Here is a 16,824-nt window from a genome sequence, read left to right as displayed (position 1 = left end):
CCATGCTCCGCATCGGGCTGCTATCGCACCAGTGAGGCTTCGGTCTTAACTGTCAGGGCACTTCTCTAGCATAATCGCTTGTCACTTCCTAGAACAGTTTCTTTCATCCCTTAAACGACATTTATGTCGGCTTAGTTGCTCTGAAAGAGAATCGACTCCAATTTATTTTTCCATCTTAGCCTAACTAATTGCGACTTACCTGCTGGCACCTAGTACTTCTAATGCTTTCAATTTCAACTCTGGAAACGTCGGTGAAACGAGCGTCATATCGCCCACAAATACCTCATCAGTATAGGCTCCATCCTTGAGTATACAAACTGTCACTCTGAGATCGATCGGATCGACAATCCAATATTCAGGAATATCTAAAACTGCATATTCGCTATGTTTTGCCCGATAGTCCACCCTTACCGTAGACGGACTCACAACTTCCACCACCAACAAAGGTGGCGGTTCATTCAAGGGAATAAAGGATTCCCGTTTTTTCAAACTGTTCCATTACTCTAATGGCAACACGACAACATCGGGCACTCGCGCAGTTTCCCAGCGTGTACCTCTCGGCGACTGAATCCCAATCTTCATGTCTTTGGCAACCCAATCTAAACCTAACCGTCTAATTTCAGCTTTGAATTCATCATTTAGGAATTCGTTAATGTCGCCATGCTCACCTGTGCCTAATGACATCCTCGTTAGTGCCCCATCCACCAGCTCATAACAAGTATCTGTGCCATCATCATAGGTGAGATACTCCGCCAATGTCATTTTTTTGGTCGTGGCGATTGTCATGGGTCGATTTTTCCCTTATTTCACCTGAATACACCGATTATATCTTAGCCTAAGAAATATGATGCTGTCGTCTGGACGCAAGACAATGACTTTGAATTACTTAACGGGGTGAAATATTTTCCCAAGCTAGATAGAAACTAACGATCGAGAAGTATGGTATAGATCGATCGATTAGTGTGAGTTGAATGGAGTGATTATGACATCAGCATGGTTTCGTTGGCTGCTATCAATCGGTTTTCCTGTATTGTTAACAGCCTGTGGCACGAGTAGCAATGCGCCTAGTGTGGGGGAAAATACCTCTAGCACTGGTGGTGCAATTCCGATCGGGATTGCTGTCGCTCAGACTAGCAATGTGGCTCTATTGGGGCAAGAACAAGTTGCTGGAGCTAAATTAGCCGAGAAATATTTTAATGATAAAGGTGGTGTCAATGGCACACCAATTAAGCTGATATTTCAGGATACCGCAGGTGATGAGCAGGGGGCGATTAATGCTTTTCAAACCTTAATTAATCGCGATAAGGTGGTCGGAATCGTCGGCCCAACCCTCTCCCAGCAAGCCTTTAGTGCCGATCCGATCGCCGATCGAGCCAAAGTACCAGTATTAGGGCCATCCAATACAGCCAAAGGTATTCCAGAGATCGGTGACTTTGTAGGGCGGGTATCTGCTCCAGTCGCGATCGTCGCACCAAATGCTCTGAAAGCAGCTCTAAAAATTAATCCCCAAATTAAAAAAGTTGCGGTATTCTTTGCCCAAAATGATGCGTTTAGCAAGTCAGAAACCGAAATTTTTCAGCAGACAGTTAAAGAGCAAAAACTAGAACTCGCCACCGTCCAAAAGTTTCAAACAACCGACACCGATTTTCAATCCCAAGCGACAGCCGGAATCAATGCTAAACCCGATCTAGTCATTGTCTCTGGATTGGCAGCAGATGGTGGTAATCTCGTTCGCCAATTGCGGGAACTCGGCTACAAAGGTTTAATTATTGGCGGTAATGGGATGAATACTTCCAACCTATTCCCTGTTTGTAAAAAACTGTGTGACGGTATTTTGATTGCTCAAGCTTATAATCCAGCGCAACCTAATGCTCTGAATCAAGCCTTTAGGGACGCTTATCTGGCGCAGTACAAGAAAGAACCGCCCCAATTTAGTGCCCAAGCGTTTACGGGTGTACAAGTTTTTGTCGAGTCACTCACCGCCATGTCTAAGGCGAATCCCACGCTGAAAGTTAATGCTCAACCGATCGCCGATCTGCGGGTAGGATTGAATAAACAATTACTGGCGGGTAAGTATAGTACGCCCCTGGGTGAGATTTCGTTTACAAAGGCAGGTGAGATCGTCCAACAGGATTTCTATGTGGCGCAGATTAAGATGGATACCGATGGAACTAGTGGGAAATTTACATTCCTAAAATAATAAAATAGACGCAATTCAGATCCCCGACTTTTTGAAGAAGTCGGGGATCTGTCTGGTGATAGAATGTAAAACTATGACGGTATTTCTACAGAATTTGTTAGGCGGTTTATCGATCGGTAGTGTCTACGCTATTTTTGCGCTGGGCTACACCTTAGTTTTTTCGATCCTGGGGATAATTAATTTCGCGCATGGGGGCAGTTTTTACCCTCGGTGCTTATTTTACCTATGCGCTCGTCGGTGGAAAATTTGGCTTCAATGGCTTACTCGCAAACTTTTCGCTGGGTATCCAATTACCGTTCTGGCGCGCCGCAATTTTAGCCGCAATTTTAGCAGGTGGAGTAGCAGTGGCGATCGAAAGATTAGCCTACCGCCCCCTGAGACGAAAACAGTCAGATCCACTGCTGATGGTGGTTTCCAGCTTAGGTGTTGCGCTGGTGCTGGTAAATTTAATTCAATACTTGGTTGGGGCTGAAAACTATACATTTCCAGATGATATCTACGGGAAGATACCTACGGCGATTAATTTTGGGAGTGAGGCAAACCCGATCGCGATTCGGACAGTTCAGATTATTATCTTTGTCACATCAGGCATAATTCTCGCTGGATTGACCTATTTTATCACGGGAACTAAGTATGGTAAGGCGATGCGAGCAGTAGCCGAAGATCCTACCACGGCAAGTTTGCTAGGGATCGATACCGAACGATTTATCATGCTGTCCTTTTTTGTCAGTGGCTTCTTGGCGAGTATTGCGGGTACTCTCGTCGGCTCTAGTTTTGGGATTGCGGGGCCATATTTTGGGATTGGCTTTGGGTTGAAGGGTTTAGCAGTAATTGTACTAGGTGGATTGGGGAGTATTCCAGGCTCGGTAATCGGTGGCTTATTAATTGGCATGGTAGAATCATTTGTCCCCGATTCGGGTTACAAAGATGCAGTGGCTTTTGCCATTTTATTTATCATTCTCTTGGTACGTCCTCAAGGGATATTGGGACAGAAATTAATCCAAAAAGTATGAATGATTTTTTATCTACCTATGGCTTTCTAATTGTCTCGATGCTATTTGGCTCGATGTTAGGAATTTCCCTCTATTTACCACTAATGGCGGGACAATTATCCCTGGCAAGTCCTGGTTTTTATGCCGTCGGCGGTTACATTGCGGCAATTTTATCAACTAAAGTATTCGTGACGACGGGGATGTTTCCGATTCCTTTATTGCTGCTAGAAATGGCGATCGCGGGGATCGTTTGCGGAATTTTGGGAATTCTAGTCGGAGTACCTGCGCTACGGCTACGGGGCATTTATTTAGCGATCGCGACCATTGCTTTTATCGAAATTCTCCGCATTCTTTCTCTCAATCTCGAAATAACTGGTGGTGCAGTTGGGATTTTTGGGATTCCTCAACCATTTAATAGTCCGATCGAGTATTTGTGGATTGCCTTACCGTTACTATTATTGAGTATGGCATTTGTCTATCGACTCGAAAATATTCGGATCGGACGCGCTCTAGTGGCAATTCGAGAAGATGAATTAGCTGCTGATGCGATGGGGATAGATCCCACTTATTACAAAGTTTTAGCATTCACATTAGGCGCGATTCTCGCTGGGGTTGTCGGTGCCGTCAGTGCCCACTTTCTCAATACCTGGAATGCTCGACAAGGCACTTTTGATGCAAGTATTGTCTACTTAACTTTTGTCTTAATTGGCGGTTCGCGTAGCTTTTTGGGTGCGGTGTTGGGGGGAATGGTATTTACAGCGATGCCGGAATTGTTGCGGTTTGGAGCGGATATTCCCAATTTACCGTTATTTATAGCGCAGTTTCTCAAGGATGGACGATTGATAATTTTTGGCTTATTAATCGTATTGGGTACGATCTTTTTCCCTCAAGGTTTAGTACCTGCGGGGTTATTTAAGCGATCGTCCCAAAGAAAGATAAATCCAGATAAGATGTGATTTAACCCATTTTAGCTTAATATGTAGTGGCTGATTTAGCATCCTATTCATATCACTCGTTGGCAATAGCTCCCTGGAGAATCGATGGCATCTACTCCCCCCCAGCCTGATGTTGTGCTCACCGCCCAAGGACTTACCCGCCGATTTGGGGGACTGGTGGCGGTAAATGATGTTTCTTTTACAGTGACAAAAGGGGAAATATTCGGCTTAATCGGCCCTAATGGAGCTGGTAAAACCACGACTTTTAATCTGATGACGGGACTAATTCAAGCATCTAGCGGGCAGATGTTGCATGAGGGTGTCGATATTTCGCGCTTGCGTCCATTTCAAATTGCCAAACGGGGGATTGCACGGACATTTCAGAATATTCGCCTGTTTGGTAATCTATCTGTAATGGAAAATGTGACGATCGCCCATCACATTCAGACCCATAGTGGACTATTTCAAGGCATATTTAATTTACCACCCACACCAGCCGAAGAACGCGATATCCGCGATCGATCTTATCAATTACTAGATTTAGTTGGTTTAGCCGATCGAGCCTTCAGTGGGGCGAATAACCTGGCTTACGGCGATCGTCGTCGGCTGGAAATTGCCCGCGCCTTGGCGTTGAAACCCCAGATCTTGCTATTAGATGAACCCGCTGCCGGGATGAATCCCAGTGAAAAAGGTCAATTGAGTGATTTTATTCGCCAAATTCAACAGCAATTTGAGCTGACGATATTATTAATCGAACACCATGTTCCGCTAGTAATGGGGTTATGCGATCGGATTGCCGTGTTAGATTTTGGTCAATTAATTGCACTAGGCAATCCCGAAATTGTTCGTAACGATCCAGCGGTAATTGAAGCCTATTTAGGTAGTGAATAATTAATTAATTAATAATTAATAATTAATTGATAATGTGTTTAACATTTTAACAGGAAAATATGTTGACTGAATCACAATCTACACTGCCGATTCTAGAAGTTAGGGATCTCAATGTTAATTATGGGGGGATTCAAGCCCTGCAAAATCTAGATCTGATTGTCAAAGCTGGGGAGGTTGTTACCCTAATTGGCTCGAATGGTGCGGGTAAAAGTACTACCTTGCGGGCTATTTCGCGCATTGTTAAATCTCGCAGTGGGCAGATTATTTATAATGGGAGAGAGATTACTCATGATTATGCTCATGCGATCGTCAAGCTAGGTATTGCTCACAGCCCTGAAGGTAGACGGGTATTAACTAAGCAAACAGTACTAGATAATTTGATGTTAGGAGCCTATTGTCGTAACGATCGACTGGGTATCAAATCCGATCTAGAGTTACAATTTCAGCAATTCCCCCGACTAGCAGAACGCCGCACTCAATTAGCCGGAACACTCAGCGGTGGGGAACAACAAATGCTGGCGATCGCGCGTGCCCTGATGAGTAGCCCCCAACTGCTACTATTAGATGAACCGAGTCTAGGTTTAGCACCCTCGATCGTGCGTGAAATATTTGGGATTATCAAAAATCTCCGCGAACAGGGTGTGACAATTTTGCTAGTAGAACAGAATGCTAATCTCGCTCTCCAGATTGCCGATCGCGGTTATGTGCTGGAAGCGGGGCAAATTACTCTAGAAGGGCTTGCGGCGGATCTTTGGGCAGACGAGCGCGTCAGGCAAGCTTACCTGGGCTAGAGCGGTCAATTCAACTAGATAGCTACAAGGTTTAAAAACGATCGATCGGTTGAAAATTTTAGTGTTTTTGCAATCTCGTTAAGTTAGAATTCATGCGTGAGTTTTTTTAGTTATTAGTCGCAATTTTGTCAGTCCCGATCGTTTACCATCCCGATTATGTCGTACCATTACCCGATAGTCATCGCTTCCCGATGTCCAAGTTTCGGATCTTGTACGAGTTACTATTAGCCGATGGATTAGTTACAGCAGATCGAACATTTGCCCCTGCATTACCACCGACGGAATGGTTAGAATTAGTCCACGATCCGGCTTATATTCAGGCTTACTATACTGGCACATTAGACCCCAAAGCCCAACGGCGGATCGGTTTGCCCTGGAGTCCCGAACTAGTAAATCGGACTCGGATCGCGCTAGGTGGCTCGATCCTGACGGCGAAACTCGCGATCGAACATGGCATCGCTTGTAATACAGCAGGTGGGACTCATCATGCTTTTGCTAATATGGGTTCGGGCTTCTGTATCTTCAACGATCTGGCGATCGCATCTCGTGTCATCCAAAAATTAGGTTTAGCCAAAAAGATCCTGATCGTCGATCTCGATGTCCATCAAGGCGATGGTACAGCGGCGATTTTTCAACGCGATCCGAGTGTATTTACCTTCTCGATGCACTGCGAGATCAATTTCCCCAGCAAGAAACAAACCAGCGATCTCGATGTCCCCCTGCGGGAAGGGATGGAAGATGCGGAGTATTTAAAAACCCTGGCTGAGTATTTACCCGATTTATTATCACAGGTAAAACCGGATTTAGTATTATACGATGCGGGTGTAGATCCACATATTAGCGACAGGTTGGGTAAACTAGCATTAACTAATACAGGGATTTTTCAGCGGGATTTGCAGGTGTTGGATACTTGTATATCGAGGGGTTATCCCGTAGCTTGTGTCATCGGTGGCGGCTATGCAGAAGATATTCCGAGTTTGGTTTATCGACATTCGTTACTTCATCGGGCAGCCAATGAGATTTATGGCAGGCATAAGTTATGATTGAACGGCTGTAAAAATATCTGGATTTCAATTTTTTAGCAGTTTCAGGAGATTTTTTCTCTTAAAACCATCATTTTTAGAGTAAAATCGTAATCAGGGCAGAATAACATAAAAATTCTGCAAACAAAATAACGATGCTAATTCAACTAACTATCGAAAACTTTCTGTCCTTCCGAGATGAAGTTACTTTTAGTATGATGGGTGTTAGTAGCGATCGACAACATGCCGATCGACTAATAGAAGATGCGGCAGGTAAAGGACGACATGTAGTAACGATTGCGGCAATTTATGGTGCAAATGCAGCAGGTAAATCGAATTTGATTAAGGCTCTGAGCTTTGCCAAAGAGCTGATTTTAGAAGGTACTCGCAGCAATCGATCGATTCCTGTGGCTACTTTTAAACTGGGAGATTATACTAAAAAGGCTAGTAAGTTTGAATTCATATTTACCCATCAAGATGCTCGATATTCTTATGGATTTAAATTAAATCGAGAACAGATCATTGAAGAATGGCTTCATGCGATTCCACCTGGTAAGAAAAAAGAGGTGATGTATTTTGAAAGAATTACTTCTTCAGACAGAAAAACCAGTGTAGATTATGGTTCTCCACTCACAGGGAGAAGCTCAAAGCGCAAACAATTTCTCAAATTTATTGCCGAAGGTACGCGTCCAAATCAACTATTATTGACTGAAGCGATCGATAAAAATGTTGATGCTTTGCTTCCAGTTGCTAATTGGTTTGAACAGGTGTTAACTATTATTTCAGCCGAATCAGATTTTGCTAATTTGGCAATATTTGCACTCAGCGATCGATCTTTTACAGATTTTCTGGGTGAATTTCTTAGGCTTGCAGGAACAGGTATTGATGGGATCGATGCGAGAGAAGTCGAACTGGATTTCGATCGATATTTTCCCGCAATGTCAAAAGTGTCAAGAGATGAATTCTTTGAAGAATTTTTGGAAAGGGATGAAAATGCAGTATTGATGGAGGATACTAATGGTAATCAGTATCTTATTCTTAAAAATGAAGACAATCGACTTAAAATGATTCAGTTGATAACTCAACACCGTCATGAAAATGGAAATTTGATTGACTTCATGATGGAAGAAGAATCAGAAGGGAGTCAGCGGATAATCAATCTTATTCCAGTTTTATTTATATTAAAGCAGTCTCACGAAGAAGTAATTTTTATAGATGAATTAGATAGGCAATTACATCCGCTACTTTCTCAACTATTTGTAAAAGCAGCGATAGATTGTACGCACAAAGCAAATCAACTTATCTTTACAACTCACGATACAAATCTACTCGATTTAGACTTACTCCGTCGTGATGAGATTTGGTTTGTTGAAAAAGATCGACAAGGATCGTCGAGCCTTTATTCATTGGCAGAATTTAAAACTCGACCCGATCTAAAAATTGAGAAAGGTTACTTAAATGGTCGATTTGGTGCGATTCCATTTTTTGAAAATCCTGAAAGCTTAGGCTGGAACAGTCGAGATATAGATTCTGCAATGGAAACGATCGAGCAATAAAGCGATGGGGAAAATCAATCGAACTAGATTACTAGATCGTCAACACGATCGCCGAGATGCTAGGCTATTTATCATTGCGACTGAAGGTGCTATTACCGAAAAACAATATTTTGAGATGTTTGGTAACAGTCGGATTAAAGTAGAAGTATTGCCGACTGGTGACGAAAATCGGTCTTCACCCGATCGTGTACTCGATCGCTTGAATTCATTTAAAGAACAGTTCGATCTTCATGAAGATGATATGTTATGGCTGGTACTGGATGTCGATCGATGGGGTGACGAAAAGTTAAGTTTGGTTTGTCGTGAAGCCAAATAGAAAAATTATCATCTAGCCATTAGTAATCCATGCTTTGAAGTTTGGTTATGCCTTCATTGTAACGAGCTAAATCCCGAAGATAAAACATGCAAACAGTTTAAAGCAAGGCTGCGTAAAATTCTGGGAAGTTATAATGGTAGCAATTTAGATTTATCTCAGTATAAACCCCATCTTACTGCGGCAGTAGAACGCGCTCAAATACTACATCCAGATCTTCAGCAAAACTGGCCTCCCACAATTGGAACGCACGTCTATCGATTGGTCGAAATTCTACTCCAGCTAGCTACATAGGCTCTGACAATGCCGATGTCTGGGCTGACAACCGACAGCCAAATCAGAAATCATCAGCGCAAATAATAGAGAAAATATTTAGTTAATTATCAATAAAAATTTAACTGCCTAATGTTCAGGTGAATTCATCTATCGCTTTGATAACGGTACTTACAGCGATTTTGCCATTGTTGCTAGATATTAAGTTAAATTTTTACTCAATCGCATCCTAACCCTAAACTTGTTTGCGACAATCTAGACAGAATCGATTAGTGGACTGGGACTAAGGGAAAGATATATATGAAATTAGCTTATTGGATGTACGCTGCTCCCGCTCACATTGGGACTTTGCGGGTGGCGACTTCGTTTAAAAACGTTCATGCGATCATGCACGCGCCGATCGGCGATGATTATTTTAACGTGATGCGATCGATGCTGTCGCGGGAGCGGGACTTTACGCCAGTGACGACTAGTGTAGTCGATCGTCACGTCCTCTCGCGCGGCTCTCAGGAAAAGGTGGTGGATAATATTACCCGCAAGGATGCCGAGGAGCATCCAGATTTGATCGTGCTCACGCCGACTTGTACTTCGAGCATTCTCCAAGAAGATCTCGCCAATTTCGTCCAACGCGCATCGCTCGAAGCTAAGGCGGATGTATTACTAGCCGATGTCAATCATTATCGTTTCAACGAGATGCAGGCTGCCGATCGCACTCTACAGCAGATCGTCCAGTTTTACATCGAGAAGGGACGCAAGAAGGGCGATTTAGTTACTGAGAAGACGGCGAAACCTTCGGTAAATATCATCGGGATTTCTACCCTCGCCTTCCACAATAACCACGACTGCACCGAACTCAAGAAGTTGATGGGCGAGTTAGGGATTACTATTAATGCAGTTATCCCTGAAGGCGCAACAGTATCAGAACTCAAAAGCCTCCCCCAAGCCTGGTTTAACCTCGCTCCCTACCGCGAATTAGGGCCGATGACTACAGATTACCTCGCGGCTGAATTTGGGATGCCCTGCGTCGATATTACCCCGATGGGCGTAGTCGAAACCGCACGGTGTATTCGCAAGATTCAAACCATTCTGAATGCGGGTGGTGCGGATGTTAATTATGAAGGCTTTATCAACGAGCAAACTATCCACGTTTCCCAGGCGGCGTGGTTCTCGCGATCGATCGATTGTCAGAATTTAACAGGTAAGAAAGCAGTAGTATATGGCGACGCTACCCATGCGGCGGCGATTACCAAGATTCTCACCCGCGAAATGGGGATTCATGTTGTGTGGGCGGGTACTTTTTGCAAGCCCGATGAAGAGTGGTTCCGCAAGGAAGTTGAGGGTTTCTGTGATGAAGTTATTATCTCAGACGATCATGGCTTAATTGGCGATCGCATCGCACAAAGTGAGCCTTCAGCAATCTTTGGTACCCAAATGGAACGCCATGTGGGCAAACGTTTAAATATTCCCACGGGCGTAATTTCAGCACCGATTCACGTTCAGAATTTCCCGATCGGTTATAAGCCATTCTTGGGTTATGAAGGCACGAATCAAGTTGTGGATTTAATCTATAATTCGTTTACATTAGGAATGGAAGATCACCTGTTAGAAATCTTCGGCGGACACGATACGAAGGAAGTAATTACTAAAGGTATCTCGGCTGATTCTGACTTGGGTTGGAATAAAGAAGCTCAAGCCGAACTTAATAAAGTGCCTGGGTTTGTGCGCGGTAAAGTCAAACGCAACACTGAGAAATTCGCACGCGATCGGGGTCAAGCTGTGATTACATTAGAAGTAATGTATGCAGCGAAGGAAGCAGTTGGAGCATAGCATCTAACAGCAGATATCGATTAAAATGTAGGGGTAATTCATGAATTACCCCCTACATTTTAACCAGTGCTTAGTAAAAATTATCTCAATTCAAAGCTATGACACTTACTCAACTTTTACCTACAGTCGCTCGACTATCTCATCAAGATAAACTTCGACTGATCCATTTTTTATTATTGGCAGTAGCTAGAGAAGAAGGGTGTAGCCTTGAAACAACCGATCCCGAACATATCTTGTTAGATAAATTAGCCTCAACCGATGCAGTTGTTTGGTCGCCTCAAGCAGACGAGCTGGCGGTGCAAGCTTTGTCAGACCTTTTAACGACAGCACAAGCTAATGCTTAATGGTCAACGTTTTCCATTTGTCGAGCGCAATAGTTCAGGACAAACTGCCACTTTGCCCTATTTACCATTAACTCTTCGTAACGGCAATAATCGTCAAAAAGTGATGGCATTGTTAGATACGGGCGCAAGTGTCAATGTATTGCCCTACGAACTTGGACTACAATTAGGTGCAGTGTGGGAAAATCAAACCGTCCAAATTCCACTGAGTGGAAATCTGGCTCAGAGCGAAGCTAGAGGTTTAGTGATATCTGGAACGGTAGGTGATTTTTCACCCATCTTACTGGCGTTTGCTTGGACCAACTCGACCGATGTACCAGTTATCTTTGGGCATATGAACTTTTTTGCTGAGTTTAATGTCTGCTTTTATCGACATGAATCAGCTTTTGAGCTTTTTCCCAGAAACAAATAAATCGCCATGAATCAACTCTGGAGCTATTTAATTATTGAAGAATTGGTGAGAAATGGGGTCGATTATTTTGTCATTTCACCTGGTTCTCGATCGACACCATTAACTGTAGCTGTAGCTCAACATCCACAAGCAAAAAAAATTATCTGCTTAGATGAGAGAGCGGCGGGATTTCATGCGATCGGGTATGCCCGCGCGACGGGAAATCCTGCGGTGTTAATTTGTACGTCTGGTACGGCGGCGGCGAATTATTTGCCCGCAGTAATTGAAGCCTCGATCGATAATATTCCCCTGATTATCTTAGCTAGCGATCGACCGCCAGAATTGCGCCAGACGGGGGCAAATCAGACGATTAATCAGGTGAATTTGTATGGAAATTACCCAATCTGGCAATTCGATTTACCTTGCCCTACATCCGAAATTAGCCCCAATGTAGTGTTGACGACGATCGATCTCACCGTATCTAAATCGCGACAAGCCTCAGGTGGAGTGGTGCATCTCAATTGCATGTTTCGGGAGCCTTTTGGCTCTACAGATACACCTGTAGAAATACCTGCAAGCTTGAGTAAGTGGAGTGAGAAGCGATTCTCCGTAGGAGAGGCTCCGCCAATGCCTTATACTCGTTATGCAGCTAAACTAACGATTCCAACTCCTGACGAAATTGAGTTACTAATTGAAATCATCCAATCTACCACTAAGGGTATATTAGTTGTCGGACAGTTAAAATCGATCGCAGATATTCAGGCAGTAGTAGAATTAGCCTTGCGGTTAAATTGGGCGGTATTTGCAGATATTCAGTCAGGATTGAGGTTGCGCCGAGATTTCCCGAATTTAGTCCATTACTTCGATCGATTGTTACTGACAGATATCGCTGTAGAGTTGGAGCAGATTGACACGATCGTTCAATTGGGGACTAGGATTGTCTCATCGCAGTGGTTGAAATGGATCGAGAAATATCCACCTCAAAATTATATTGTCGTCGTCAATGATGGCGATCGTCACGATCCCAGTCATTTAGTCTCGCTCAGAATTGAGTCTGACATCGCTTATTTCTGTCAGCAGTTACCTTGCCTTCCTACTTCGGAATGGGTACAAAAATTACGATCGGCTTCAGATAGAATCAGCGTTACAGCCGCTAAATTTTTAAAAACCGCGAAATTAACCGAGCCACTCATCGCGCGAACTATTTCCGAACTCATCCCCAGTCAACATGGTTTGTGGGTATCGAATAGTATGCCGATTCGGGATTTAGATATGTTTGGTGTCGGTGCGATGGGGGCATCCGAGGCATTAAGTCCGCGCATCGGGTCAAATCGGGGCACGAGTGGGATTGAGGGTGCGATCGCATCAGCGACTGGATTTGCGGTAGGTTTACAGGCTCCAGTGACGGCGATTGTGGGAGATTTATCGAGCTTACATGACTTAAATTCTTTGGCACTATTGCAACGCAGTATCCAGCCAGTCATTGTCGTCATTATCAATAATGATGGCGGGGGTATTTTCTCCTTTTTACCGATCGCCAAATCGACTGCAATATTCGATACTTATTTTGGTACTCCACATGGTGTGGATTTCTCCCATGCAGCGGCGATGTTTAAGTTGGACTACTATCATCCTCAAACTGCTGATGAATTGATTCGTGACTATCATCAGGCATTAGTCGTTGGCGGAGCCTCTCCTGCGGAGAATCTACGCAGTGCCATAATTGAAGTGACAACCGATCGATCTGAAAATTTCCAGTTACATCAAGCTCTCAATCTAAATATTCAACAACAGTTTAAGTAATTTTTATCGATCGCAATCGATCTCTGAGAGCCGAAAATTCAGTTATCACAATCGGATTTAGCATGATTTAAAAAATATTTAAAATAGATGAAGTACGATCGATCGTCAATTAATTTAACTCAATCGACTAGATGAATCGGGCCTTGGGTGCTAGCACTAAAAAATTGACGCATCAGGGGGCTATCAGTGGTGTCTATTTCTGATGTTTTGCCATCCCATTGCACCTTACCTTGATATAGAAAGACAATGCGATCGGTCGTCCGCCTAATTGTACTATTTTGATGTGTAACCATCACGTAAGTACCACAACCAGACTGATGCTGTTGTAAGTCTCTGACCAAATCTTCAATTACTGTAGACGCGATCGGGTCTAGACCTGCTGTTGGTTCATCGTATAATAAGACTTCAGGATTGTCATCGGGATGTTCGGGATCGGACATAATTGCCCTTGCAAAACTAACTCGCTTCCGCATCCCACCTGATAATTGTGCGGGATATCGATCTAAGACATCTGCCATGCCTACCATTGCTAGTTTAGATTCTACTAGCTCCCGAATATGTTTGCGGGAAATCTGGGACTGTTGAAATAACCTAAAGCCGACATTTTCCTCGACTGTCAGCGAATCAAATAGTGCCGCTTGCTGAAATACCATCCCGATATAAATCGGATCGTTACCATCTTCAATTAACCCGCGTCGCAGTTCGCCCCGAATGTATACTTCGCCCTCATCTGGTGCGAGTAATCCAGCAACAATGCGGAGAATTGTCGATTTACCCGTTCCAGACGGCCCGATAATTCCCAAACCTTGTCCAGGATAAATATCTAAATCCATCCGGTCTAAGATGACACTCTTACCAAAGGCTTTGGAGATTCCACGTAGTTGAATTATTGGTTCCATCGGAAGGCTTTGGGGATGAAGATGCAGTTCGGGGTAGTGTGACTAATAGACATCCTGCGAAAGTCAGAGGTTAACTGTGATGGGAGGGTAGAGGGTAGAGGATAGTTCGACAGTTTGAATAGTTCAAAAAAACTTAATGTGATAAATCGGTTCAAGGTGTTAGCACAAGCCAATCTTTAATTACTTTCGCAGGATGTCTAATCTACTGAATTGTATTTTTGAGTGAAGATCCCACCCATTGCGGAGATTGCTGCTAAACATAGTAATACTGTTGGGACACCTAAAGCCGTTTCTGCCAGTCCGGTGAGTGCTAGTGGCAGACTGAGGGCGATATTAATTGCATTATTCTGGAGTCCGAATACTTTCCCGCGCATTTCTTCTGGAGTTTCGCTTTGGATGGTAGTCTGCATCGGAATGGCTACACTTGCGCTAAAGACACCCATGCCAACCAAGCACAATAGACTCAGCCACAGCGATTGGGAAAATGATAACCCAACTAAAGCCACCGCCACACCAATAGAGCCATATAAACTCAACTGAGCGCGGGAGAATTTTTGACCGATATAGTTTAATCCTACTGCACCTAGTGCCATCCCGACTCCACCAGCAGCGAGGAGAAATCCAAATTGCGAAGCTTTGATTTCTGGTAATAGTTCTGCCATCCGCACTGCAACCACCGTCATCGAAGCAATTACTGATTGCAATATCACCAGTTGAATCAGTGCACCTTTAATTTGTTTGTGCTCTCCTAAATAGCGGACTCCATCTTTGAGATCTGCTAAGACGTGCGGCTCATCTCCCGTCGGAATCTGTTTGGTTTCCCCCGTTCGCAGCAAAATTAGCAGTATACCTGCGATTGCATAGCTAGCTCCGACTAATACTTCCTTACCGATATTCACGCCCAAGCCAATACTCGCGCCGAAAGTATCTGCTAATGCTAATATTGGCTCACCGATGGCAAACCCGACAATCAGCGAACCCATTGCGGTGGTGGTGTAGAGGGAATTCGCTGAGAGTAGATTTGGCTTATCCACAATCATCGAGATTGTCGCTTGTTCTGCGGGGGCGAAAAATTGACCGAGGGTAGATACCACGAAAGTGACTGCGAGGAGAATTTCAAATCCCAAGGGTAAATTTGCCACTACTTGCCCTTTTGTCAACCATAGTAGTAGTGGCACCAGCAGCACCAAGGCACCCCGTAGCAGGTTGGTACTGACTAAAACCTCTTTCTTATGCCAGCGATCGACAAACACCCCTGCCAGAGAGCCAAATAGCACCGCTGGAATCGTATTTGCAATCAGGATCGCCGATACCCACCCACTAATACTCTGATTTTCTGATTGAAATTGACTTTCAATAATGGCAATCATCAACACTAGATAGACTTTATCAGCCAGTTGAGAAAAAATCTGTCCGCTCCACAGGATCACAAAGTTCCGATTTTTGAGCACGGATTGACTCTCGGCTGGTGTTGGCATCGTAGCAGCCTCGCCCGCCGCTACTGAGTCAGCCTGTAATTCCGTAGCTGGCTCGGTTGGATTAAATGGCAACTCATTTTCTGGTGCTGTGTCAAAATCAGATAGTCGCATTGAGTAAAGTGGTGGGGCTGTAATAACTGCTGAAACTAAAGTTCGATCTTAAAAAATGCTGGGAAAATATCTACTATTTTAACTTAAACAGTTTAGAGGATGTCGCTTTGACAGCTATTAGTGTAGCGGGTTTCCGATCGATTAGCAGTTCTCAACCCTAGTGGTTACAAGTCGATTAGGGCTGCCGATCGAATCTGAAGATTGAGGTGATAATGAATATATTGACGTAAAATTCGCTCGATCCGCCGCCAGACTCTAGCGATCTCCACATCTGAGATCGTTTCGAGGGGAAACTTATCGATTTCTAGATCTAACTTGTCGAGACTTGGATCTGATAGGTGCTGAAATAAGAGTAAATCTAGTGCGGTGAGCCGATAATTGACCATCATACTGGGATCTTGAGCTGCTACCTCTAACTCAACAGTGCTACCCGATTCAATACTAAAGCCGATCTGCCAATTGAGGGTAGTAAAGTTTGGCTCGATCGCCTGTCTGGTGATACAACAACTATATACCTGGGGCGCAATTCCTCCCAGAGCCAGCAGGTGAAAAATTCCTTGGCACAGATGCGCGATCGATGCGGTATTATCTCCTTGGTCGAGTCCATTCAATCGTCCTAAATGTAGCAGTAATAGCTGATATAAGTCCTCCTGTGGATGGTCTTTTAAGGCTTGTGCTAGGACAATTTCGGCTAAATACTGACTGGCGGCTAATTTACCTAAGTCGCCGCTGAGTTTACCATAGGTGAGGGTAGTCTCAGCTTGGGTAATCTTATCGATCGATCTACCCTTAAAAATCAGTAGATCGTTGACTATAAATAGTGCGCTGCGTCCACCCATGCTAGACTTTGACTTTCTCGCTCCTGGGGCGATCGCTCTAATTAAACCATGTTCGCGGGTGAGAATTGTCACCAATCGATCGTTTTCACCGATGGGCATCGCTTTGAGATTAATCCCTGTCGCTTTATATGTACCGCTCATGAACTGGGTTATGCTGACAAA

The 16,824-nt window shown here is 44.0% G+C and carries 13 protein-coding genes and 3 pseudogenes; 12 read left to right on the top strand and 4 right to left on the bottom strand.

Translation table 11 applies throughout. The features are described from left to right. Positions 1-195: 195 nt before the first annotated feature. Positions 196-762: pseudogene (locus tag ACEW9J_RS25910) on the bottom strand (Uma2 family endonuclease). 220 nt (positions 763-982) lie between these two features. Here ACEW9J_RS25910 and ACEW9J_RS25905 point away from each other — a divergent pair. The 12 genes and pseudogenes from ACEW9J_RS25905 to menD all read left to right on the top strand — a co-directional run bounded on the left by ACEW9J_RS25905 (position 983) and on the right by menD (position 13,335). Then, positions 983-2,200 carry an ABC transporter substrate-binding protein gene (locus ACEW9J_RS25905; RefSeq protein ID WP_373547946.1) on the top strand — a complete coding sequence of 406 codons (1,218 nt, stop codon included), beginning with the start codon at positions 983-985 and terminating at the stop codon, positions 2,198-2,200. Positions 2,201-2,273: 73 nt separating this feature from the next. After that, positions 2,274-3,213 (top strand): annotated as a pseudogene (locus ACEW9J_RS25900) (branched-chain amino acid ABC transporter permease). After that, complete coding sequence (locus ACEW9J_RS25895; protein ID WP_373547945.1) at positions 3,210-4,148, top strand: branched-chain amino acid ABC transporter permease; 939 nt, start codon at positions 3,210-3,212, stop codon at positions 4,146-4,148. Before ACEW9J_RS25900 ends, ACEW9J_RS25895 begins: the two are co-directional and overlap by 4 nt. An 84-nt stretch (positions 4,149-4,232) precedes the next feature. Next, a complete protein-coding gene (locus tag ACEW9J_RS25890; RefSeq protein ID WP_373547944.1) occupies positions 4,233-5,018 on the top strand; it encodes an ABC transporter ATP-binding protein in 786 nt (261 codons plus the stop codon). A gap of 59 nt (positions 5,019-5,077) precedes the next feature. Further along, positions 5,078-5,809, top strand: a complete 732-nt coding sequence (locus tag ACEW9J_RS25885) for an ABC transporter ATP-binding protein (protein ID WP_373547943.1) — start codon at positions 5,078-5,080, stop codon at positions 5,807-5,809. Between the two features lie 125 nt (positions 5,810-5,934). Further along, positions 5,935-6,852: a histone deacetylase gene (locus ACEW9J_RS25880; protein ID WP_373547942.1), complete on the top strand. Its 918-nt coding sequence runs from the start codon at positions 5,935-5,937 to the stop codon at positions 6,850-6,852. Positions 6,853-6,986: 134 nt separating this feature from the next. Next, the gene (locus tag ACEW9J_RS25875) at positions 6,987-8,387 is read left to right on the top strand and encodes an ATP/GTP-binding protein (protein WP_373547941.1); all 1,401 of its coding nucleotides are present in this window, start codon (positions 6,987-6,989) and stop codon (positions 8,385-8,387) included. Positions 8,388-8,391: 4 nt separating this feature from the next. After that, a pseudogene (locus ACEW9J_RS25870) lies at positions 8,392-8,994 on the top strand (RloB family protein). Positions 8,995-9,273: 279 nt separating this feature from the next. Then, positions 9,274-10,800 carry a ferredoxin:protochlorophyllide reductase (ATP-dependent) subunit B gene (gene bchB, locus ACEW9J_RS25865; RefSeq protein ID WP_373547940.1) on the top strand — a complete coding sequence of 509 codons (1,527 nt, stop codon included), beginning with the start codon at positions 9,274-9,276 and terminating at the stop codon, positions 10,798-10,800. Positions 10,801-10,898: 98 nt separating this feature from the next. Further along, positions 10,899-11,144: a hypothetical protein gene (locus ACEW9J_RS25860; RefSeq protein ID WP_373547939.1), complete on the top strand. Its 246-nt coding sequence runs from the start codon at positions 10,899-10,901 to the stop codon at positions 11,142-11,144. Further along, a complete protein-coding gene (locus ACEW9J_RS25855) occupies positions 11,137-11,553 on the top strand; it encodes a hypothetical protein (protein WP_373547938.1) in 417 nt (138 codons plus the stop codon). The genes ACEW9J_RS25860 and ACEW9J_RS25855 overlap by 8 nt, the downstream gene beginning before the upstream one ends. A gap of 6 nt (positions 11,554-11,559) precedes the next feature. Beyond that, positions 11,560-13,335 carry a 2-succinyl-5-enolpyruvyl-6-hydroxy-3-cyclohexene-1-carboxylic-acid synthase gene (menD, locus tag ACEW9J_RS25850; protein WP_373547937.1) on the top strand — a complete coding sequence of 592 codons (1,776 nt, stop codon included), beginning with the start codon at positions 11,560-11,562 and terminating at the stop codon, positions 13,333-13,335. 119 nt (positions 13,336-13,454) lie between these two features. Here menD and ACEW9J_RS25845 read toward each other — a convergent pair whose 3' ends face one another. The 3 genes from ACEW9J_RS25845 to recO form a co-directional block, all read right to left on the bottom strand. Then, positions 13,455-14,234 (bottom strand): ABC transporter ATP-binding protein, encoded by a 780-nt coding sequence (locus tag ACEW9J_RS25845; protein WP_373547936.1) that lies wholly within the window; start codon positions 14,232-14,234, stop codon positions 13,455-13,457. A 197-nt stretch (positions 14,235-14,431) separates the two neighbouring features. After that, a complete protein-coding gene (locus ACEW9J_RS25840; RefSeq protein ID WP_373547935.1) occupies positions 14,432-15,823 on the bottom strand; it encodes an MFS transporter in 1,392 nt (463 codons plus the stop codon). Between the two features lie 164 nt (positions 15,824-15,987). Then, positions 15,988-16,803, bottom strand: a complete 816-nt coding sequence (recO, locus tag ACEW9J_RS25835) for a DNA repair protein RecO (protein WP_373547934.1) — start codon at positions 16,801-16,803, stop codon at positions 15,988-15,990. Positions 16,804-16,824 lie beyond the last annotated feature (21 nt).

The organism is Chamaesiphon sp. (assembly GCF_041737865.1).
GTDB lineage: Bacteria > Cyanobacteriota > Cyanobacteriia > Cyanobacteriales > Chamaesiphonaceae > Chamaesiphon.
The sequence above is the reverse complement of the archived record's forward strand: the minus strand, read 5'-3'. Positions and strand labels throughout refer to the sequence as shown.